Raw genomic sequence first — 20,027 nt, 5'->3', positions numbered from 1 at the left:
CCTACGCGAACGCATATGCGTTCGCGTAGGAAGGTCAGCGCCCGATGCCGAACTGCCCCAGCGACTTGATCGCTATGTTCATCTGCATGTAGGCCCCCGACGCCAGGTTGCTCAGCAGTCCGAGCTTCACTTCCGGTGCATCGACCGTGAGCGATTCGAAATCGGCCACGGAGATGACGGCGACGGTCAAGTCGGTGTCCGCGCAGAAGTCCAGCAGGAACGTCGTGCCCGCCAGCAACGGCATCTCGCCGAAGCTCATGCCCGGGGACAGCGTCGAGATTCGGTGCCGAAATCCGCCTGGTGCCTCGTAGGTCGAACTGACCTCGCCGATCAGGACCAGGAACAATCCTGCTGCGTGGTCGCCGGCGTGAACGATGGTCTCGCCGCGGGCGTAGTGCCGGATTTCCGTCACTGCCGACGCTCGTGCGTACTGCTCGGGCGTCAGGCCGGCGAACACCGGATGCTCACCCGCGGAGATCGCCATGGGCTGGCGTGGACCGACGCAATATCGGTCCAGCACTCGCTCTTCTGCCCACCTGACCCCCGAGCCCAGGTCGGCGAACACACGTCCGCCGGGATCGTTCGGGTCGATACTGGACGTGGCATGCCCGAGGACACCGCGAGGGTCGACGAACGCGGCGTGGCAGCCCTTTTTCCCGAGTTGTGTGCTCAGGTCGTCGAACATGCTGCGGGCGATGTCGCTGACGTCGTCGACGCCGCGCACGTCCAGCACGAGCGCATCGAGGTCCTCGTCCAGCGTGCCGATCTCCCGCACGGCCGTCTCGGCGCCGGAGAAGAGCAGGTCGCCGTGCAGCTCGTAGACCCGGGCACGATGACCGAATCGTGCCAACGCATCCTGTTCGATCTCGCTGCGGCGCTTGCGCGACGGGGCCTCGGCGACCGTGTATCGGCCGCGTACCGCAGACGCCGATGCGCGCGGAACGTGCAGGAAGTGCAGTTCCAACTTGCGCGAGAGCCGGCGGCAGGCCGCCACACCGCGCACACTGTTTCCGTGTGAATCGAGCCTCGGTGAGTAGACGGCGATGCCCATCTGACCCGGCAACACGGCCAGCACTCCGCCGCCGACGCCGCTTTTCGCGGGCAGCCCGACCTTCGCGACCCAGTCGCCTGCGCCGTCGTACATACCGCACGTCGTCATGACGCTGAGCACTCGCTCGACGAGAACCGGCGACAACGCGCGCAGCCCCGTTCGTGGGTTCACGCCGTTGTTCGCCATGGTCGCGGCCATCATGGCGAGGTCGGCCGCAGTGACGTCGATGGAGCATTGACGGAAGTACAGGTCGACGGCGGCGTCGGGATCGTTCTCGACGATGTCGAACGACCGCAGCATGTATCCGATCGCACGATTTCGGTTGCCCGTCTTCGCTTCCGAGCGGTACACCGCGTCGTTGAACTCCAGCTGCCTGCCCGCGTAGAGCGAGTACGACTGCCGAATCCGTTCGAACCGCTCCTCGGCGGTCTGCCCGTGGATCAGTGATGCCGAGGTGATGGCTCCCGCGTTGATCATCGGATTGCGAGGACGCTCGGTGACGGGATCGAGGCTGATCTCGTTGAACGGCTCACCGGACGGTTCGATGTCGATCTTCCGTGCGACCGCGTCTTCACCGTTGTCGGCGAGCGCGAGTCCGTACGTGAACGGCTTCGAGATCGACTGGATGGTGAACGGGGTGCGTGTATCGCCGATTTCGTACAGGTACCCGTCGCTCGTCGCCAGGGAGATCCCGAAACCGTCGGGGGAGACCTCGGCGAGTTCCGGGATGTAGTCGGCCACCGCCCCCGAGCTCTCGCCGCGGCACGCGTCGAAGACGCGTTGGAGAATGTCGTCGACCACCGTCGTCATGAGGCAACCCTATGCTGCGGCTTCCGGTTTCGATGTGACCATGGACGCGCGGGTGTGGTTGGGCGGACGGAGCAGACCACAGTATTGTCGATTGGAACGTGTTGTCGGGGCTCGTGGCCTCGGTGGTCTACGTAGACTGTGCTGATCGAAACCGAAATTTCACCGGCCGAAGGGAGCGATCTCGTTGGGTGTCCTAGCTCGTGTTCAGACGCCCGAGGACCTGCGCCTTCTGGCCCCGTCCGAGGTAGCCGATCTGGCCGGCGAAATCCGTGATTTCCTCGTCGAGAAGGTGTCCGCGACCGGCGGGCACCTCGGACCCAACCTGGGTGTCGTCGAGTTGACGCTCGCAGTGCATCGCATCTTCTCCTCGCCCGACGACCCGATCATCTTCGACACCGGGCACCAGGCTTACGTGCACAAGATCATCACCGGCAGGGCAGGGGCGTTCGATTCGCTCCGCAAGCAGGGCGGTCTGTCCGGCTACCCGGCGCGCGGCGAGAGCGAACACGACTGGGTCGAGTCGTCGCACGCGTCGGCCTCGTTGTCCTACGCAGACGGTCTCGCCAAGGCATTCCAGCTGACCGGGCAGACCGATCGCCACGTGGTCGCTGTCGTCGGTGACGGTGCGCTCACCGGCGGTATGTGTTGGGAGGCACTCAACAACATCGCCGCAGGCAAGGACCGCTCGCTCGTCATCGTCGTCAACGACAACGGACGCTCCTATGCGCCGACGATCGGCGGGCTCGCCGAGCACCTCGCCGCCCTTCGGTTGCAGCCCGGATACGAACGTGCTCTCGACAACGGTCGCCGGATCGTGCGCAAGATTCCGTTCGTCGGCAAGACGGCGTACGCGATGCTGCACGGCATGAAAGCCGGTGTGAAGGACGCGATCAGCCCTCAGGTCATGTTCACCGATCTCGGGATCAAATACCTCGGTCCCGTCGACGGCCACGACGAACCTGCGCTCGAGTCCGCGCTGCGTCGAGCCAAGGCGTACGGCGGTCCCGTCATAGTCCATGCGGTCACGCGTAAGGGCATGGGTTATGCCCATGCGGAGAACCACGTCGCCGATCAGATGCACGCCACGGGTGTGATCGATCCGCTCACCGGTCTCGCGCGATCGGTGTCCGACCCGGACTGGACGTCGGTCTTCTCGCAGGAACTCATCGACCGGGCTGCCGATCGGCCGGACATCGTAGCCATCACCGCGGCGATGGCAGGTCCCACCGGCCTCGCTGCGTTCGGCGAGGCCTACCCCGACCGCATGTTCGACGTCGGTATCGCCGAACAACATGCAGTGACGTCGGCCGCAGGACTCGCGCTCGGGGGGCTGCATCCGGTCGTCGCGGTGTATTCGACGTTCCTGAACCGCGCGTTCGACCAACTGTTGATGGACGTCGCGCTGTTGAAACTTCCGGTGACCCTGGTCCTGGATCGGGCAGGCGTGACCGGATCCGACGGTGCGAGCCACAACGGCATGTGGGACATGTCGCTGCTGAACATCGTGCCGGGCATGCGCGTCGCGGCGCCCCGCGACTGCGCGACGCTCCGCGAGGAACTCGGTGAAGCACTTGCGGTCGACGACGGTCCGACCGCGTTGCGGTTCCCGAAAGGTGCTGTGACGGAAGATGTTCCGGCGATACGGCGATTGGACGGTGTCGTCGACGTGCTCGCAGAGCCCGAGTCGGGTGACCGTGACGTGTTGATCGTGTCCGTCGGCGCCTTTGCGGGGTTGGCACTGGACGCGGCGAAGAAGCTGACCGCGCAAGGACTTTCGGTCGCCGTCGTCGATCCGCGCTGGGTGCTGCCCGTTCCACAGGCGCTCGTGACGCTCGCCGACGACTATCGGCTCGTCGTGACGCTGGAGGATTCCGGCGTGAACGGCGGTGTCGGATCCAGTGTGTCCGCCTCGATCCGCGCCGCGGGTATCGACACGGTGTGCCGCGACGTCGGTGTGCCGCAACGTTTTCTGGACCACGCCTCACGCGAACAGATTCACCGCGAGATCGGGCTCACGTCCGAGGACGTCGCGCAGCGCATCGTCGAGTGGTCCAAAGCGGTCTAGCGTTCGGCCAGTGTGTCGTCGAGCCAATCGAACATCCGCTGATCCGTCAGGGTCCGCGCCATCGGCTGGCAGTGGTAGTTGGCGCCCTCGGCGGCGGTGAAGTCGGACACGTGGGCGTCCGCGGACACCGCGTCGGCTAGTTGCTTGGACTGGCCGGGCCAGAATTGCTCGTCCTCGGGATTCGCCACGAACAGCGGAGTGTCTATCTTGCCGAGTAGGCCGTCCAGGTTGTACTTGCGTACTTCCATCACGGTGTCGAAATATCCGTCCGTGCAGTACGGGCGAGCCCGGAAGTTCCATTCCCGCGCAGTCTCTTTCGAGACCTTCATGCCCAGTGCCATATCGCGATCGAAGGTCTTGCGGTCGCCGTCGTCGAGCATTCGGATCATGTTCTTCGGAAAGTGGCCGGTCCAACTGGTCGCGACGTCGACGACACCGGGATCGAGCACAGCCGCGGCGAAGCGATGCTCGAATGCGAGAGCGCGGGGGACCCAGAACCCGCCCTGACTGATTCCGTACAGCGCGAGCTTGTCCGTGTCGACGTCCGGACGAGCCACGAGGACGTCGACGACCGGTGTCACGACGGCTTCCCAGTCGGGTCGAAATCCGATACTGCGCTCGAACAACATCGATTGCTGGCCGGGCCCGTCGAACATGACGACGTTGTAGCCGCGCGCCAACGCCCCGGCCGCTCCAGACGACCACAGTGACGTCAGCGCACCGTCGCTTCCGTTGACCATGACGAACGTCGGGCGGCGGGCTCCATCGCCCGACGGGCGGAAGACGTAGCCCGGCATCGGCCCGTCCTCGTACGGGATCTCGATCCGTTCCACCGAATGCGACGTCGTGTCCACGAAGCGATCCCATGCCGAGCGGTGCAGGCGGAAGGTCGGCAGCAACTGGTCGTCGCTGTCCAGTCCGGCGACCGAGTCGACCGCGATCGCGAAATAGGTTGCTGCACGCAGGTAGGCCTGCGCCGCGCTGACATCGTGTCCTTTCTCGGCCGACGCGTCGGCGAGGGATCGCACGCGAGTGCCGAGCTCGATCCACGCCTCGAACCACGCGTCGTGGTCGTTGTCGCGGACAGGCGCGATCGTGGACAGGACTTCCCCGGCGTCGGTTGCTCCGAACGCGGCCGCTCCGAGCGCGAGACGCACCTGGAAGTCGAAGTCGTCGTTACGGTAGAACCCGGCCGTGAACGCCTGATGTGGATGCGTCAGGAACGAAGGTGTGCGAGGCATGCCGACAGAATGCGCGTGGCGCGGACAGTCGTCGTCGGTCTATCGGAAATCTCACCCACTGAATTCACCCATCGCGGGTGTCCACTCCGAGATCTTGATGTCGGCGACGAGGTCGGCGAGCACGAACGGATCGTGCGAGAACAGTCGCCTGACGGCATCCTCGTCGGATGCCTGCACGATGAACATCGCGCCGGTGTGATCGGCCAACGGTCCGGAGGATCGAACCACCTTGCGTCGAACCAGCTCGGTGAGCCACGCACGATGGTCGGTGCGGTGATCGTCGCGTCCGGCGGACGATTCGGGTGTGTACGAGTACTCGACGACGAACATTGCCATTTCGGTTCACTCTTTCGGGAGTGTCGACGATTGCTACAGGACCATGTCCTCGAGTTCCATCCCCTTGGTCTCGCGGATCTTGAACCTGACGAAGAAGAACGACAGGAGCGCGAACAGAGCGAAGAACGAATAGATGAACGCGAGCCCGATGGACTGGGACAACGGTGGGAACGCCAACGTGATGGTGAAATTGGCGACCCAGTTCGCTGCCGTGCTGAGGCCGAGCGCGACGGCGCGGATGTTGTTGGGGAACATCTCGCCGAGCATCACCCACATGATCGGACCCCAGGTGGCGGCGAAGAAGATGACGAACAGATTGGCACCGATCAGCGCGACCAGACCCCAGGGGTCGGGCAGGGTCAGGTCGTCGCCCGATCCGACGGCTTGCGAGAACGCGACCGCCGCGAGGACCAGTCCGACGAACATGCCGACCGAGCCCACCGACAGCAGCTTCTTACGACCGATTCGATCGACGAACAGGATCGCGACGAACGTCATGGTGACATTGATGATCGACGTGATCACGGACGTCACGAACGACTGATTCTCGCTGAACCCTACCGACTTCCACAGCGTCGTCGAGTAGTAGAAGATCGCGTTGATACCGACGAACTGTTGCAGGATCGCCATCGTGATGCCGACCCAGACGATCGGCTGCAGTCCGAACTTCGGACCACGAATGTCCTTGAACGACGATTTGGCTTCCTTGCGAAGCGTCAGACGGATCTCCTTGACACGCTCGCCGGGATTCAGCTCACCCGAGACCTCACCGAGAATGCGCGCGGCTTCCTCGTCGAGATGCTTGCCGACGAGGTACCGCGGTGATTCGGGAATGAGCGTCGCGAGGAAGCCATAGACCAGCGCGGGCACGACGCCGACGAGGAACATCCACCGCCATGCTTCGAGGCCGAACCACAGATCGTTCGACGGCCCGCCCGCCGCATTCTGCAGCACCGCATCGGACAGCAGCGCAGCGAAAATTCCTATCGTGATGGCGAGCTGCTGCAGCGACGCCAGACCACCGCGGAATCGAGCAGGTGCGATCTCGGAGATGTACGCCGGCGCGATGACCGAGGCGATGCCGATTCCGAGACCGCAGAGGACCCTCCACAGCATCAGATCGGGGACGCTGAACGCGAAACCCGAACCGAGCGAAGAGATCGTGAACAGCGCCGACCCGAGCAGCATGACGCGTTTACGGCCCCAACTGTCGGCGAGTCGCCCCGCGAACCATGCGCCGACCGCACAGCCGAGAAGCGCGATGGCAACGGCGAACCCGGTGACGAACGACGTCAGGCCGAAGTTCTCCTGAATCGAGTCGACCGCACCGTTGACCACCGAGCTGTCGAAACCGAACAGGAAGCCGCCGACCGCGGCGGCGACGGTGACTCCGATGACTTTCGCAGTGTGGCGTTCTGCAGATTGCGTCATGGCGAATCCTGCTTTCGCGGTCGGGACCAGCGGCGACGATGGTCTGAAGGTCATCATGGACCCGCACCAGGGATGCCGTGGGAAAAATCGGCGGATTCGAGCCGAAGATTTACCCGACCCGACCGCCGAGATCGAGGTTGTGTCGCGGAATTCGCTGAATTCGGTACGCAACTTCGATGTCGGCGGAACGTCGATTCAGTCGAGCCACTCCGCGAACGTCTGTGTGCCGCGATCGGCGTCGATGCCCGTGAGAAGCGTGCCGTCGCGCATGGCTTTTCCGTAGGCGCCGGGAATGGGCACCTCGACGATCTTCCCGCCGAGGTGCGCGGGCGTTCCGTCCACGGCTGCGGCGTACCGGCGGACCATTTCGGCTACCCGTTCCTCCCCTGGACCGCCGAGATCCTTCACGCGCCCTGCTGGCACGCCTTCAGCGAGTTCGACGAGTCGTTCAGCGACCTCGCGCGCCGCGATCGGTTGGGACCGCATCTTCGGGACGACGACGAGCGGGCCCACCTTGATCTGGCCGTAGACCTGTGTCGCGAATTCGTGGAACTGCGTCGCCCGCAGGATCGTCCACGGCACATCGCCGTCCTGCACTGCCTTCTCCTGTGCCACCTTGCCCGCGTAGTACATGTGCGGCGCCGAGTCGATGCCGACGATCGACAGCGCGATGTGGTGCTTCACGCCGGCGGTCTTCTCGGCCGAAAGCAGGTTCCGAGTGACGGTGGTGAAGAACGTCGTCGACTCCTTCGCCGACATGGTCTGCTTCGACGAGACGTCGATCACCACATCGACCCCGGCCAACGCGTCGGGAAGCCCGGATCCGGTGGTCAGATCGACACCCGCCGACCGCGTCAGGACCACCACCTCGTGCCCGCGCTCTCGCGCCACCTCGACGACGTGTTTTCCGACGACGCCGGTGCCCCCTGCGACTGCGATTCTCATGTTCTGTGTCATACCACTTCGGACGAGGCAGCCCAGGCGATTGTGACGCCGAGATCGAGGTTGTGCACGAATTTCAGCCGAAAGACGTGCACAACCTCGATCTCGACGTGACGGGCTCAGACGTTCGCGACGCCCGGTTCCAGGAATCGCTTGCCGGTCACGGCTTCCGACGTGCCGGTCCGGTCCAGGTACGGGGTGATGCCGCCGTTCCAGAAACCGAAGCCGCCGCCGAGGAGCAGGCACAGGTCGATGTCCTCGGGTGCTGCGACCACACCCTCGTCGAGCATGATGCGGATCTCGTCGGCGAATGCACGACGGGTCCGATCGAGAACCTGCTCGGCGGTCGACGGTGAATCTCCCTGCGGCCACAGCGCGGCGACCTCGGGGTCGACGATCTGTCCTTCGGGACCGTACGTCCAGACGCCCGGCTTCTTCGCGTCGACGAGCGCGCGGAAGCCTGCGGAATCCTTGAACCGATCCGGGTACGCCTCGGCGAGGGTCTCCGCGGTGTGCAGGGCGACGGCAGGCCCGACGAGCGCGAGCAACGTCAGCGGGCTCATCGGCATGCCGAGTTCACCGACTGCGCCGTCTGCCACCTCGAAGGGAGTTCCTTCGTCGATCGCGGCGATGATCTCACCCGACGCACGAGTGACGAGGCGGTTGAACACGAAGCCCGGGAGGTCGGCGGACAGCACGGCCGACTTCTTGAGCGTCTTCGCCGTGGCGAACGCCGTTGCGAGCGTGGCGTCGTCCGTCTTCTCACCCTTGACGACCTCCAGAAGAGGAAGCACGGCAACAGGATTGAAGAAGTGGAAGCCGACGACCCGCTCGGGATGCTTCAGGTCGGCCGCCATCTTCGTGATCGACAGCGAGGACGTGTTGGTCGCGAGAATCGTCTCGGGAGAGACGAATTCCTCGACCTCGGCGAACACCTTCTTCTTCACGTCGAGGTTCTCGAACACTGCCTCGATGACGAAATCCGTCTTCGCGAACGCGGCCTTGTCGATGGAACCCGACACGAGAGCCTTCAGGCGATTGGCGGCGTCGGGGGACAGGCGCTTCTTGCCGAGCAACTTGTCGATCTCGCCGTGCACGTAGCCGACGCCCTTGTCGATGCGCTCCTGATCGATGTCGGTGAGGATCACCGGAACCTTCAACTGACGAACGAACAGCAAGGCGAGCTGGCTTGCCATGAGTCCCGCACCGACGATGCCGACACCGGAGATCTTGCGCGCCAACGACTTGTCCGGCGCACCCGCGGGACGCTTCGCGCGCTTCTGCACCAGGTCGAACGCGTAGAGACCCGCACGCAGTTCGTCCTTGACGAGCAACGTCGACAGTGCCTCGTCCTCGGCCGCGAAAGCCTTGTCGAGGGAAGCGGAGTCGGTGATGTCGGTAGACTTGGCGAGCTCGAGCAACTCGACGGCCGCGACGGGTCCCGGTGCGAAGTTCCCGGTCTTGCCCGCGACGATGCCCTTGGCGCGCGCGACCGCGTCGTCCCATGCCTGTCCGCGATCGATCTCCGGGCGGGCAGGGGTGATCTCGCCCTTGACGACCTGAGCTGCCCACGCGAGCGACTGCTCGATGAAGTCGGCGCCGCCGAAGATCGCGTCGGCGATACCGAGGTCGAGTGCCTGCTGCGGTTTCAGTGTGCGGTTCTGGTTGAGCGAGTTCTCGATGATCACCGTCACGGCGTTCGACGCGCCGATGATGTTGGGCAGCAACTGCGTTCCGCCCCATCCGGGAACCAGTCCGAGGAATGCCTCCGGAAGGCCCAGTGCGGCAGCATTCTCCGCGACCGTGCGGTAGTGCGAATGCAGACCGACCTCGAGTCCGCCGCCGAGTGCCGCGCCGTTGATGAACGCGAACGTCGGGATCTCGGACTCGCGCAGGCGTCGGAACACCTTGTGGCCGAGCTGCCCGATCTGGAGCGCCTCGTCCTTGGTCTCGATGTTCGGCACACCGTTGAGGTCGGCACCGACCGCGAAGATGAACGGTTTGCCGGTCACGGCGATCGCGACGGGGTTGGCCGCGAAAGCCTCGTCGAGGGCCGCGTCGAGCTGCGTGAGTCCGCCGGGGCCGAACGTCGACGGCTTGGTGTGGTCGTGGCCGTTGTCGAGCGTCACCAATGCGATCGGCCCGTCGAGGCCGGGCACGGAGACGATCTTGGTGAATGCGTTGGTGACGACCTCGTCGGTGAACGCAGTGGTAATGTCGCTCATTTGGCTGCTCCCGAGTAATCGGCGTGGTTCGGGTTCTCCCAGATGACGGATCCGCCCATGCCGAGGCCGATGCACATGGTCGTCAGGCCGTAGCGCACGTCGGGGTTCTGGGCGAACTGACGGCTCAGCTGGGTCATCAGACGCACTCCCGAGGAGGCGAGCGGGTGGCCACAGGCGATGGCGCCGCCCCACTGGTTGACGCGCGGGTCGTCGTCGGCGATTCCGTAGTGTTCGAGGAACGCGAGCACCTGGATCGCGAATGCTTCGTTGATCTCGAACAGACCGATGTCGTCGATGCTCAATCCTGTTCGGGCAAGCAGCTTTTCGGTGGCCGGAACCGGGCCGATGCCCATGACAGCCGGGTCGACACCTGCGAACGAGAAGCCGACGAGGCGCATGCCGATGTTCAGTCCGAGTTCGTGCGCGGTGTCCTCGCCGGCGAGGATTGCTGCGGTCGCACCGTCGTTGAGGCCGGCAGCGTTGCCTGCGGTCACGCGACCGGCGGGACGGAACGGCGTCTTGAGTTTCGCGAGATCCTCGATCGTGGTTCCCGGGCGAGGAGGCTCGTCCTCGGTGGCCAGACCCCAGCCCGCGGCGGACTTGGTGGCGACGGGCACGAGCGTGTCGGCGATGTAGCCGGCCTTCTTCGCGGCGTCGTACTTGTCCTGGCTCGCCACCGCGTATGCGTCGGTGCGGTCCTTGGTGATGGTCGGGAAGCGGTCGTGCAGGTTCTCGGCCGTGTTGCCCATGACGAGCGCACTCGGGTCGACGAGTTTGTCGGCGAGGAAGCGGGGGTTCGGGTCGACGCCCTCACCCATCGGGTGCCGTCCCATGTGCTCGACTCCGCCGGCGATGACGACGTCGTACTGGCCGAATCCGATGCCGGAGCCGGTGGTGGTGACCGAGGTCATCGCACCGGCGCACATGCGGTCGATGGCGAAGCCAGGGACGCTACGGGGCAAGCCCGCAAGCAGTGCCGAGGTGCGGCCGATGGTCAGACCTTGATCGCCTGTCTGCGTGGTCGCGGCGATGGCGACCTCGTCGATTCGCTCGGGAGGGAGATTGGGGTTCTTGCGGAGTAGTTCGCGGATCGCCTTGACGACGAGGTCGTCGGCACGGGTGTCGGCATAGATGCCCTTCGGGCCTGCTTTGCCGAACGGTGTGCGGATGCCGTCGACGAACACGACATTCCGCTGTGAGGTGGTGGACACGCTTCGATCCTCCCGACTTATGCGGACGTTCTTGCCCGGCCGACGCCGGACTGGCCTCCACTGTAGCCGGTATTACCGGTCGGTAACTTGAGGAGGGGTCAGCGCCTCGGCGAGGACGGGTACGACCAGCTCACGCTGCCACGGCCGGGCGCCTGCTTCGGCGAGTCTCGTCTCGATCGACTCCGCTCCGATGCCGGGTCGCCACTCCCACACGACGCGACGCAGCAGGTCCGGCATCAGCAGGTTCTCGACCGGAACCGACACGTTCTCGCTCAACGCCGTCATCGCAGTGCGCACCGTCGCGAGTCGTTCGGCGGCGTCGGGGTCTCGGCGCGCCCACCGGCTCGGTGGCGGCGGACCGTCGAACGGAACCGTCCTCGGAGGCAGGTCGCGTGTGTCGAGGCGTCTGGCACGCTCGAGGGCGCTCAGCCACAGAGACGTCGACCGTCGCTGACGCGGGCCCCCGAACACAGGCAGTGCGCGGAGTTCTCCCTCGGACTTCGGATCGGCGCTCGCGGCAGCGATGATCGCCGAGTCCGGCAGTACACGGCCGGGCGCGATGTCACGCCGCTGCGCCAGCTGGTCCCGCGTCTGCCACAGCTCGCGCACCGCGGCGAGTACACGCTGCGACTTCACCGAATGGATGCCCGACGTCTTGCGCCACCGGTCGCCCTTCGGCTTCGGCGGGCCGAGGGCCAGGATGTGCTCGAATTCCTGCCGCGCCCAGTCGGTCTTGCCCTGACTCTCCAGTTCCGCGGCCATCGCGTCGCGCAGTTCGACGAGCACCTCGACGTCGAGAGCTGCGTAGTTGAGCCACGTGTCGGGGAGAGGCCGCGTCGACCAGTCGGCCGCGCCGTGACCCTTCTGCAACGACAGCCCCAAGGTCCGCTCGACGATGGCCCCGAGTCCGACGCGTTCGAATCCCGCGAGTCGGCCGGCGAGCTCGGTGTCGTACAAGGTGGCAGGAACGAGACCGAGTTCGGCGAGACCGGGTAGATCCTGATCCGCGGAATGCAGAACCCACTCGAGTGGATTGATGACATCGGCCAACGGGCCGAGCGCGTCGGTTACCGGAATGGGATCGAGCAGGACCGTGCCCGCGCCGCGGCGTCGGAACTGCAACAGATACGCGCGCTGCGAGTAGCGGAAGCCCGACGCACGCTCGGCATCGACGGCCAACGGCCCGTGACCGCCCGCGAGCAGTGTCGCTGCGGCAACGACGCCGTCCGCAGTGGTGACGACGGCGGGAACGCCGTCGGCGGGCGCGAGCAGAGGAGTCGCTTCGGGCGCGTCGTTCGGTGTGTCCGAGGGGTCCTCGGAACTGGTCGATGACATGAGAAAGGACTCTAAGCCCTACCGCGTCACCTGCACACAGCGCTAGGTGCGGTGCGCGTCGCGTCCTTTCAGTTCGGTGATGCCTGCGGGTGGAAGTCCGGCGGCATAGGCCAGCACCTCGCAGAACGCTTCGACGTGCGACGCCAGCTCCACCGACGTCGCCGTCCACGACGCACGCAACTCGAGCTGGTGTGCTTTCGGCGGTCCGGCGATGTCGCCGTAGCGCACCGAACTGGTCGACGTCACGGTGCCACCGAGGGCGTTCAGGGGCTCCGATCGACTTTCCAATGCGTCGACGAGCCAGCTCCACCCGACCTCGGGCAGAAGCGGGTCGGAGGCGAGGGATTCGTCGACGTCGGCCTGGATGTAGGCGACCAGACGCATCGTTCCGTTCCAGGCCTCGTCACCGTCGGGGTCGTACAGCAGGATCAGACGGCCGAAGGCGTCACCCTCGGTCTGTTCGTCCGTGTCCTCGCGTGTCGGCTGTTGTACCTCGGCGCCGATCGCGTAGCTGTACGGAGCGAGACGCTGCGGAGGCCGGATCGGCCCGATCTCGATCGCCGGGTGCACGACGGCCCGGTGCATTGCCTCGATCGCCGATCGAAACGGCGCAGGCTCGGCAGAGGGTCCGGGTTTGGTCACGACTCCGGACGTTAGACTTCTCACGTATCCGGGCGTCGGAGGCGCGCCGAATCGGAACAAATGCGCAATCTCGTTCGTTCGCGCTCACCGAAACGGTGGCGTACCTGCGTGAAGTCGCTGCCGCGGTCCCGTGGCAGCATGGACGGCGATGAACACCGACACGCACTCGTCCCGACGCCAGCTGCCCGACGCGCCACTCCTGGCCGCTATCGCCGGGCGGGCCACGTCGCGGCGTCCGGTCTGGTTCATGAGACAGGCGGGTCGTTCACTGCCCGAGTACCGGAAGATCCGCGCGGGAATCGGCATGCTCGACTCGTGCTTCGACCCCGAGCTCGTCGCTGAGATCACGCTGCAGCCGGTCCGTCGGCACGACGTCGACGCCGCGATTCTGTTCTCCGACATCGTCGTTCCGCTGAAGGCCGCGGGAATCGACCTCGACATCGTCGCGGGAACCGGTCCGGTGATCGCGAATCCCGTGCGCTCGGCAGCCGACGTCGCTGCCTTGCCGGTTCTGCACGTCGAACAGGTCGACGCGGTGTCGAAGGCCGTCGGGCTGCTCACGAAGGAACTGGGGCAGACGGCGCTGATCGGATTCGCCGGCGCGCCGTTCACGCTGGCGTCGTACCTCGTCGAGGGCGGCCCGAGCCGTAACCACGAGAAGACGAAGGCGCTCATGCGCTCCGACCCCGCGACATGGCACGCGCTGCTCGACGCATTGGCCGACACCACGATCACGTTCCTGCGGGCGCAGATCGACGCAGGTGTCGACGCCGTGCAGCTGTTCGATTCGTGGGCAGGTGCGTTGTCGCTCGCCGACTATCGCGAGTTCGTGCTGCCGCACTCGACCAAGGTGCTGAGCGCCGTCAGCGCAGCCGGAATTCCCAAGATCCACTTCGGCGTCGGCACCGGAGAACTGCTGGGCGCGATGGGGGAGGCCGGAGCGGACGTCGTCGGAGTCGACTGGCGGATCCCGCTCGATGACGCCGCACGACGCGTCGGCGCTGGAAAGGCGTTGCAGGGCAACCTGGATCCGGCAGTGCTCTTCGCCGGATGGGATGCCGTCGAGTCCGAGGTGCGTCGCATCGTCGGCGAAGCAGACCGTGCGGTCGATGCCGGTGCGACGGGACACGTGTTCAACCTCGGGCACGGCGTTCTGCCCGACACCGATCCGGATGTCCTGACCCGGGTGGTGGAGCTGGTGCACTCGCTGTGACGTCGGTGCGTCGAGTAGCAGTCGTCGGGGGCGGAATCACCGGGCTCACCGCAGCGTATCGGCTGCGCACGGCCCTCGGGCCGGATGTGGACGTCGTCGTCGTCGAAGCGTCGGACAGGCTCGGCGGCACGTTGCGGACGGTCCGCCTCGGCGACGGCCCGCTCGACGTCGGCGCCGAGGCATTCATCGGGCGTCGACCCGAGATTCCCGCGCTGATGGCGGAACTGGGGATCGCCGACCAGCTCGTGCATCCCGCCGGAAAACGGCCACTGATCTACTCGGGCAACGCACTGCACCCACTGCCCGCCGGCACGCTGATGGGAATTCCGTCGTCGGCGTCGTCGGTCGTCGGGCTCGTCGACGACGCGACCCGGCGCACGATCGAAGCCGAGCCCGACAGCCCGTTGCGTTGGGAGCCCGGCCAGGACATGAGCGTCGCGGATCTGGTGGGCGGTCGATTCGGCGAACAGGTTCTGCACCGATCTGTCGATCCGCTGCTCGGCGGTGTCTACTCGGGGCTGTCCGGATCGATCGGTGTGCGTGCGGCATTGCCGACTCTCGCTGCCGCACTGGATGATTCGGCGACGAGCCTGACCGCGGCGATCTCTGCTGCGCTGCCGCCACCGAGTTCGGGTCCGGTGTTCGGGGCGCTGCGCGGGGGATACGGCGTGCTGATCGAGAAATTGGTCTCCGCCACGAGAGCACACACGATGCTCGGGACGTCCGTGACCTCGATCCGCCGCGAGTCGAGCGGCTGGCACGTCGACCCGATCGGGAGCGTCGACGCCGTCGTACTCGCAGTTCCGGCACCGGCCCTCGCGAGAATCCTGTCCGATGCAGTACCCGCCGCCGCTGCAGCAGCGGCCGAAATCGAGCTCGCGTCGGCGGTCGTCGTCGCGATGGCACTGCCGCACGACGTCGCACTCCCCGACAACTCCGGTGTCCTCGTCGCAACCGACGCGGGCCTCGAGACCAAGGCGTTCACGTTGTCCAGTCGGAAATGGACTCACCTCGCCGAACGCTCGGTCTCGCTCGTGCGCGCATCGCTCGGTCGGTTCGGAGACACCCGAGCACTCGACTGGACCGACGAGACGTTGATCGACGTCGCGCGCCAGGATCTACGACGCGTGAGCGGCATCGACGTCGACCCGTCGGCGAGCGTCGTGCAGCGCTGGCGTGGGGGACTGCCGCAGTACGCGCCCGGGCATCTCGATCGGGTCGCGGCGATCTCCGCGGCTGTGGCGGACGTCGACGGTCTTGCTGTTGCGGGCGCATGGAGCCAAGGCGTCGGAGTGCCTGCGTGTGTCTCGTCGGCCACCAGGGCGGCCGCTGCCGTCTGCGAGGTGGCACGATAGGGGGCATGGCACGCCTCGACTATGCAGCGCTCAATTCGACTCTCCGCTACTCGATGTTCTCGGTGTTCAAGGTGACACCCGGTGTTCTGGGCGACGACCGCGACGATGCCGCGAAAGAGGCTCGCGCGTTCTTCGAGAATCGGGGAGAGGACGTCGTCGTACGCGGTGTCTACGACATCGCGGGAATGCGTGCCGATTCCGACTTCATGGTGTGGACACACGCCGAGCGCATCGAGGACCTGCAGGCGACCTACTCCGACTTCCGTCGTACCACCGCCCTCGGGCGCGCGAGCACACCCGTCTGGAGCAACTCGTCGCTGCACCGCCCTGCCGAGTTCAACAAGAGCCACGTGCCGGCGTTCGTCGCCGGCGAAGAGCCGGGTGCCTACATCTGCGTCTACCCGTTCGTCCGGTCCATCGACTGGTACCTGCTTCCCGACGAGGAGCGCAGGACCATGCTCGCCGACCACGGCAAGGCTGCACGCGGCTACGCGGACGTGCGCGCGAACACGGTTCCGTCGTTCGCCCTCGGCGACTACGAGTGGATCCTTGCGTTCGAGGCGCCCGAACTGGACCGGATCGTCGATCTGATGCGTGATCTACGCGCCACCGAAGCCCGTCGTCACGTGCGCGAGGAGACCCCGTTCTTCACCGGACCGCGCGTCGACATCGAGTCGCTCGTGGCGTCGCTGCCGTGACGGACGCAGTGATCTTCGACTTCTCCGGCACACTTTTTCGGCTCGACGAGGACGACTCGTGGTTCGACGGCGTGACGCGTGACGACGGCTCGCCGTTGGACGGCCACCACGTCGCCGAGTTGATGCGGCGCATGACGGCGCCCGTCGGTGAGGTCGTCGAGTTCGACGACGTCACGCGGCACGCATGGCAGAACCGTGACTTGGATCCGGCGCTGCATCGACAGGCGTACTTGCACGTGCTGCACCAGTCCGGAGTGATTGGCGTCGGGCAAGCGGAGTCGGTCTACGGCCGGGTCGTCGATCCGTCGTGCTGGACGCCGTACCCCGACACCGCCGACGTGCTGAAATCTCTTGCCAGCGCATCGGTTCCTGTCGCGGTGCTGAGCAACATCGCGTTCGACATCAGGCCCGCGTTCGAGGCATTGGGAATCGATCGCTTCGTCACGGAATTCGTACTCAGCTACGAGATCGGGGTCGTCAAGCCGAATCCGGAGATCTTCCTGCATGCCACGCAGAAGTTGGGAATCGATCCGTCTCGGACTCTGATGGTCGGAGACAGCGAGGAGGCCGACGGAGCAGCGACCGCCATCGGGTGTTCGTTCGCGCTCGTCGAACCGTTGCCGACGGCCGATCGGCCGACAGCTCTGCGCGACGCCCTGGCGCGACACGGTCTCTGAGGGCGCACGGTGGGTTCCGATGTGCGGGCCGCACAGCACATGGCGCACTGGGGCATGTTCCGTGCCTCGGTGTCCGGCGGTGATGTCACCGAGGTACACCCCGACGCCGGTGACGAGAACCCGTCACAGGTTCTCGGCAACGTCCCGGGCTCGGTGCGGCATCGCTCCCGGATCGCGGGACCCGCAGTGCGGCGGGGCTGGCTCGAGAACGGGCCGGGACCGAGCGATCGGCGCGGCAGCGACGAGTTCGTCGCGGTGTCGTGGGACGAACTCACGTCGTTGCTGGCGACCGAGTTGCGACGCGTCGTCGACCGGTACGGAAACGAGGCGATCTACGGCGGTTCGTACGGCTGGGCAAGCGCGGGTCGATTTCACCACGCGCAGAGTCAAGTTCATCGTTTCCTGAACTGCCTCGGCGGATACACGCGGTCGGTGAACAGCTACTCGACCGGTGCGACGAGCGTCGTCATGCCGCACGTCGTCGGCGCGCACTGGAAGTTGTTCTCGCGCTCCACATCCTGGGACGTCATCGCCGAGAACACCGATCTGCTGGTCGCTTTCGGTGGTGTGCCGGTGAAGAACACCTCGATCAACCATGGTGGGACGTCGAACCATCCGACCGAGGGTGCGTTGGCCGCGCTGCGCGCCCGCGGCGGCAGGATCGTCACGATCAGCCCACTGCGGGACGACATGACGGGAGAGGCAACGTGGATCGCACCGATTCCAGGCAGCGACGTCGCCGTCATGCTCGGCCTCGCGCACGTGCTCGTCACCGAGAACCTGCACGACACAGCGTTTCTCGACAAGTACTGCACCGGCTACGACACGTTCGAGCGATACCTGTTGGGGCACACCGACGGAACGCCGAAGACGGCCGCGTGGGCCGCGCAGATGTCAGGCCTCGCCGAAGACACGATCGCCGAGCTCGCCCGCGAGATGGCGTCGCGTCGTACGTTGGTGACCGTCACGTGGTCGCTGCAGCGAGTCAAGAGCGGCGAGCAAGCGCCGTGGATGGGACTGACGCTCGCCTCGATGCTCGGCCAGATCGGCATCCCCGGAGGGGGATTCGGGCACGGATACGGGTCGATGAACGAACCCGGTCTCGCGCCGGTGCCGTATCCGCTGCCGACGTTGCCGCAGGGGCACAATCCAGTGACAACGTTCATCCCCGTGGCTGCCATCTCCGACATGCTGCTGAACCCGGGCGCGGAGTTCGACTACAACGGTGACCGGATGGTCTACCCGGACATCCGGCTCGTTCACTGGGCAGGCGGCAATCCGTTCCACCATCACCAAGATCTTGGACGGCTGCGGCGGGCGTTCGCGCGCCCCGACACCGTCGTCGTGCACGACCCCTACTGGACCCCGATGGCCAAACACGCGGACATCGTCGTGCCGTCCACCACGTCGCTCGAACGCAGCGACATCAGCTGCACTCGCAACGATCCGCTCCTCGTGGCGATGCACCCGGCTGTGCCCCGGTTCGCGAACTCGCGCGACGACTACGACACGTTCGCTGCCGTTGCCGAGAAGCTCGGTATCGCACAGGAATTCACCGAAGGGCGTACCTCGGACGAGTGGCTTCGTCACCTGTATCGGCAGTGGCAGGGCTTCCTCGAATCCTCTTCCGTCGCGACACCGGCGTTCGACGACTTCTGGCACGACGGGTCGTTCCGGATGGCGACCGAGGACGGCTTGACGCTCCTCGAGGACTACCGTCGGGATCCGGTCGCCGCGCCCCTGCGCACCCCGAGCGGCCGTATCGAGATCTTCTCCGACGTCGTCGACGGCTACGGATACGACGATTGCGCAGGCCATCCGACATGGTACGAACCGGAAGAATGGCTGCGCGGGGCGCGAGCCGAGACCTTTCCACTACATCTGATCGCCAACCAGCCACGCACCAGACTGCACAGCCAACTCGACCACGGTGCCACGAGCCAGGCGTCGAAAATTCAAGGGCGCGAACCGATCAGGCTGCATCCGACGGCGGCGACGGCACGAGGAATCGCCGACGGCGACGTCGTACGCGTGTTCAACGATCGCGGCTCGTGTCTCGCGGGGGCCGTCCTCGACGACGGGATGCTCGATCGTGTCGTCCAGCTGTCGACGGGTGCCTGGTACGACCCCGAGGATCCGTCGGACGTCGGCTCGATGTGCAAACACGGCAACCCCAACGTGCTGACTGCCGACGTCGGCGCATCGTCGCTTTCGCAGGGGTGCACCGGGCAGCACGTGCTGGTGCAGATCGAACGCTACGACGGCGAATTACCACCGATCACAGCGTTCGATCCGCCGACGTTGGTTACTGGAACACGATCCGAGTGATGGTCTCGGCGACGAGAGCGGGTTTGTCGACGCCCTCGATCTCGAGCGTCTGCGTCGTCACGATCTGCACGGCGCCACCCGAGACGTCGTCGACCGACGTGAGAGTGGACTGCAGCCGCACGTGCGACCCGACCTTCACCGGGTTGATGAACCGAACCTTGTTGGAACCGTAGTTGATTCCGAGCTTCACGTTCTCGATCGAGTAGATCTCCGTGTTCAGCAGGGGAAGCAGGGACAGGCTGAGGTAGCCGTGTGCGACCGGTGCGCCGAACGGGCTTTCCTTCTGTGCCCGTTCGACATCGACGTGAATCCACTGATGATCGCCGGTCGCGTCGGCGAACGTGTTCACACGTTCCTGGGTGATCTGAAACCAGTCGCTGGATCCGAGATCCTCGCCGACGGCCGACTTCAACTGCTCTGGTGACGTGAAGGTGCGCATCGTCACATTATGCATTTGCAGCATCGGC

At 65.7% G+C, this 20,027-nt stretch carries 16 protein-coding genes; 6 read left to right on the top strand and 10 right to left on the bottom strand.

Annotated features, from left to right (window positions below; translation table 11 throughout):
* Positions 1-34: 34 nt before the first annotated feature.
* Positions 35-1,861: a glutaminase A gene (gene glsA / locus CHB96_RS01290; RefSeq protein WP_089242749.1), complete on the bottom strand. Its 1,827-nt coding sequence runs from the start codon at positions 1,859-1,861 to the stop codon at positions 35-37.
* Between the two features lie 184 nt (positions 1,862-2,045).
* Between glsA and dxs the strand changes: the two genes are divergently transcribed.
* The gene (gene dxs / locus CHB96_RS01285; RefSeq protein WP_089242748.1) at positions 2,046-3,926 is read left to right on the top strand and encodes a 1-deoxy-D-xylulose-5-phosphate synthase; all 1,881 of its coding nucleotides are present in this window, start codon (positions 2,046-2,048) and stop codon (positions 3,924-3,926) included.
* Here the strand turns inward: dxs and CHB96_RS01280 are convergent.
* The 8 genes from CHB96_RS01280 to CHB96_RS01245 form a co-directional block, all read right to left on the bottom strand.
* The gene (locus CHB96_RS01280) at positions 3,923-5,167 is read right to left on the bottom strand and encodes an alpha/beta hydrolase family protein (RefSeq protein WP_089242747.1); all 1,245 of its coding nucleotides are present in this window, start codon (positions 5,165-5,167) and stop codon (positions 3,923-3,925) included. The two genes, dxs and CHB96_RS01280, sit on opposite strands and share 4 nt — an antisense overlap.
* 51 nt (positions 5,168-5,218) lie before the next feature.
* Positions 5,219-5,503, bottom strand: coding sequence for a YciI family protein (locus CHB96_RS01275; RefSeq protein ID WP_089242746.1), 285 nt, complete (start codon positions 5,501-5,503; stop codon positions 5,219-5,221).
* A gap of 33 nt (positions 5,504-5,536) precedes the next feature.
* The gene (locus CHB96_RS01270; RefSeq protein WP_089243042.1) at positions 5,537-6,934 is read right to left on the bottom strand and encodes a sugar porter family MFS transporter; all 1,398 of its coding nucleotides are present in this window, start codon (positions 6,932-6,934) and stop codon (positions 5,537-5,539) included.
* Positions 6,935-7,129: 195 nt separating this feature from the next.
* Positions 7,130-7,879, bottom strand: a complete 750-nt coding sequence (locus CHB96_RS01265; protein WP_089243041.1) for an SDR family oxidoreductase — start codon at positions 7,877-7,879, stop codon at positions 7,130-7,132.
* A gap of 116 nt (positions 7,880-7,995) precedes the next feature.
* Complete coding sequence (locus CHB96_RS01260) at positions 7,996-10,101, bottom strand: 3-hydroxyacyl-CoA dehydrogenase NAD-binding domain-containing protein (RefSeq protein WP_089242745.1); 2,106 nt, start codon at positions 10,099-10,101, stop codon at positions 7,996-7,998.
* Complete coding sequence (locus CHB96_RS01255; protein WP_089242744.1) at positions 10,098-11,312, bottom strand: thiolase family protein; 1,215 nt, start codon at positions 11,310-11,312, stop codon at positions 10,098-10,100. The genes CHB96_RS01260 and CHB96_RS01255 overlap by 4 nt, the downstream gene beginning before the upstream one ends.
* Before the next feature lie 72 nt (positions 11,313-11,384).
* Positions 11,385-12,647: an HRDC domain-containing protein gene (locus tag CHB96_RS01250; protein ID WP_089242743.1), complete on the bottom strand. Its 1,263-nt coding sequence runs from the start codon at positions 12,645-12,647 to the stop codon at positions 11,385-11,387.
* 42 nt (positions 12,648-12,689) lie between these two features.
* The gene (locus tag CHB96_RS01245; protein ID WP_089242742.1) at positions 12,690-13,289 is read right to left on the bottom strand and encodes a DUF3000 domain-containing protein; all 600 of its coding nucleotides are present in this window, start codon (positions 13,287-13,289) and stop codon (positions 12,690-12,692) included.
* Positions 13,290-13,437: 148 nt separating this feature from the next.
* Here CHB96_RS01245 and hemE point away from each other — a divergent pair, with 148 nt between their 5' ends.
* The 5 genes from hemE to CHB96_RS01220 are packed head-to-tail and all read left to right on the top strand — an operon-like array spanning position 13,438 to position 19,560.
* Positions 13,438-14,502, top strand: a complete 1,065-nt coding sequence (gene hemE / locus CHB96_RS01240) for a uroporphyrinogen decarboxylase (protein WP_089243040.1) — start codon at positions 13,438-13,440, stop codon at positions 14,500-14,502.
* Positions 14,499-15,857 (top strand): protoporphyrinogen oxidase, encoded by a 1,359-nt coding sequence (locus CHB96_RS01235; protein ID WP_371828967.1) that lies wholly within the window; start codon positions 14,499-14,501, stop codon positions 15,855-15,857. Before hemE ends, CHB96_RS01235 begins: the two co-directional genes overlap by 4 nt.
* 5 nt (positions 15,858-15,862) lie before the next feature.
* On the top strand, positions 15,863-16,555 hold the full coding sequence (hemQ, locus tag CHB96_RS01230; RefSeq protein ID WP_089242741.1) for a hydrogen peroxide-dependent heme synthase: 693 nt from the start codon (positions 15,863-15,865) through the stop codon (positions 16,553-16,555).
* Positions 16,552-17,232, top strand: a complete 681-nt coding sequence (locus CHB96_RS01225) for an HAD family hydrolase (RefSeq protein WP_089242740.1) — start codon at positions 16,552-16,554, stop codon at positions 17,230-17,232. Before hemQ ends, CHB96_RS01225 begins: the two co-directional genes overlap by 4 nt.
* A gap of 39 nt (positions 17,233-17,271) precedes the next feature.
* Positions 17,272-19,560: a molybdopterin guanine dinucleotide-containing S/N-oxide reductase gene (locus tag CHB96_RS01220; protein ID WP_176444101.1), complete on the top strand. Its 2,289-nt coding sequence runs from the start codon at positions 17,272-17,274 to the stop codon at positions 19,558-19,560.
* Here the strand turns inward: CHB96_RS01220 and CHB96_RS01215 are convergent.
* Entirely contained in the window at positions 19,538-19,999 is a 462-nt protein-coding gene (locus CHB96_RS01215) for a MaoC family dehydratase (RefSeq protein WP_176444058.1), read from the bottom strand. The two genes, CHB96_RS01220 and CHB96_RS01215, sit on opposite strands and share 23 nt — an antisense overlap.
* Positions 20,000-20,027 lie beyond the last annotated feature (28 nt).

The sequence above is a fragment of the Rhodococcoides kyotonense genome (genome assembly GCF_900188125.1).
In the GTDB taxonomy this organism is placed as follows: Bacteria; Actinomycetota; Actinomycetes; order Mycobacteriales; family Mycobacteriaceae; genus Rhodococcoides; species Rhodococcoides kyotonense.
Note: the sequence above shows the minus strand (reverse complement) of the source record. Positions and strands in the feature narration are given on the sequence as shown.

Coding starts and splice junctions, on each gene's coding strand:
- CHB96_RS01215 (WP_176444058.1), bottom strand. CDS start 19,999: ATGCGCACCTTCACGTCACCAGAGCAGTTGAAGTCGGCCGTCGGCGAG.
- CHB96_RS01270 (WP_089243042.1), bottom strand. CDS start 6,934: ATGACGCAATCTGCAGAACGCCACACTGCGAAAGTCATCGGAGTCACC.
- hemQ (WP_089242741.1), top strand. CDS start 15,863: ATGGCACGCCTCGACTATGCAGCGCTCAATTCGACTCTCCGCTACTCG.
- CHB96_RS01275 (WP_089242746.1), bottom strand. CDS start 5,503: ATGGCAATGTTCGTCGTCGAGTACTCGTACACACCCGAATCGTCCGCC.
- CHB96_RS01265 (WP_089243041.1), bottom strand. CDS start 7,879: ATGAGAATCGCAGTCGCAGGGGGCACCGGCGTCGTCGGAAAACACGTC.
- CHB96_RS01250 (WP_089242743.1), bottom strand. CDS start 12,647: ATGTCATCGACCAGTTCCGAGGACCCCTCGGACACACCGAACGACGCG.
- CHB96_RS01260 (WP_089242745.1), bottom strand. CDS start 10,101: ATGAGCGACATTACCACTGCGTTCACCGACGAGGTCGTCACCAACGCA.
- hemE (WP_089243040.1), top strand. CDS start 13,438: ATGAACACCGACACGCACTCGTCCCGACGCCAGCTGCCCGACGCGCCA.
- glsA (WP_089242749.1), bottom strand. CDS start 1,861: ATGACGACGGTGGTCGACGACATTCTCCAACGCGTCTTCGACGCGTGC.
- CHB96_RS01220 (WP_176444101.1), top strand. CDS start 17,272: ATGGCGCACTGGGGCATGTTCCGTGCCTCGGTGTCCGGCGGTGATGTC.
- CHB96_RS01280 (WP_089242747.1), bottom strand. CDS start 5,167: ATGCCTCGCACACCTTCGTTCCTGACGCATCCACATCAGGCGTTCACG.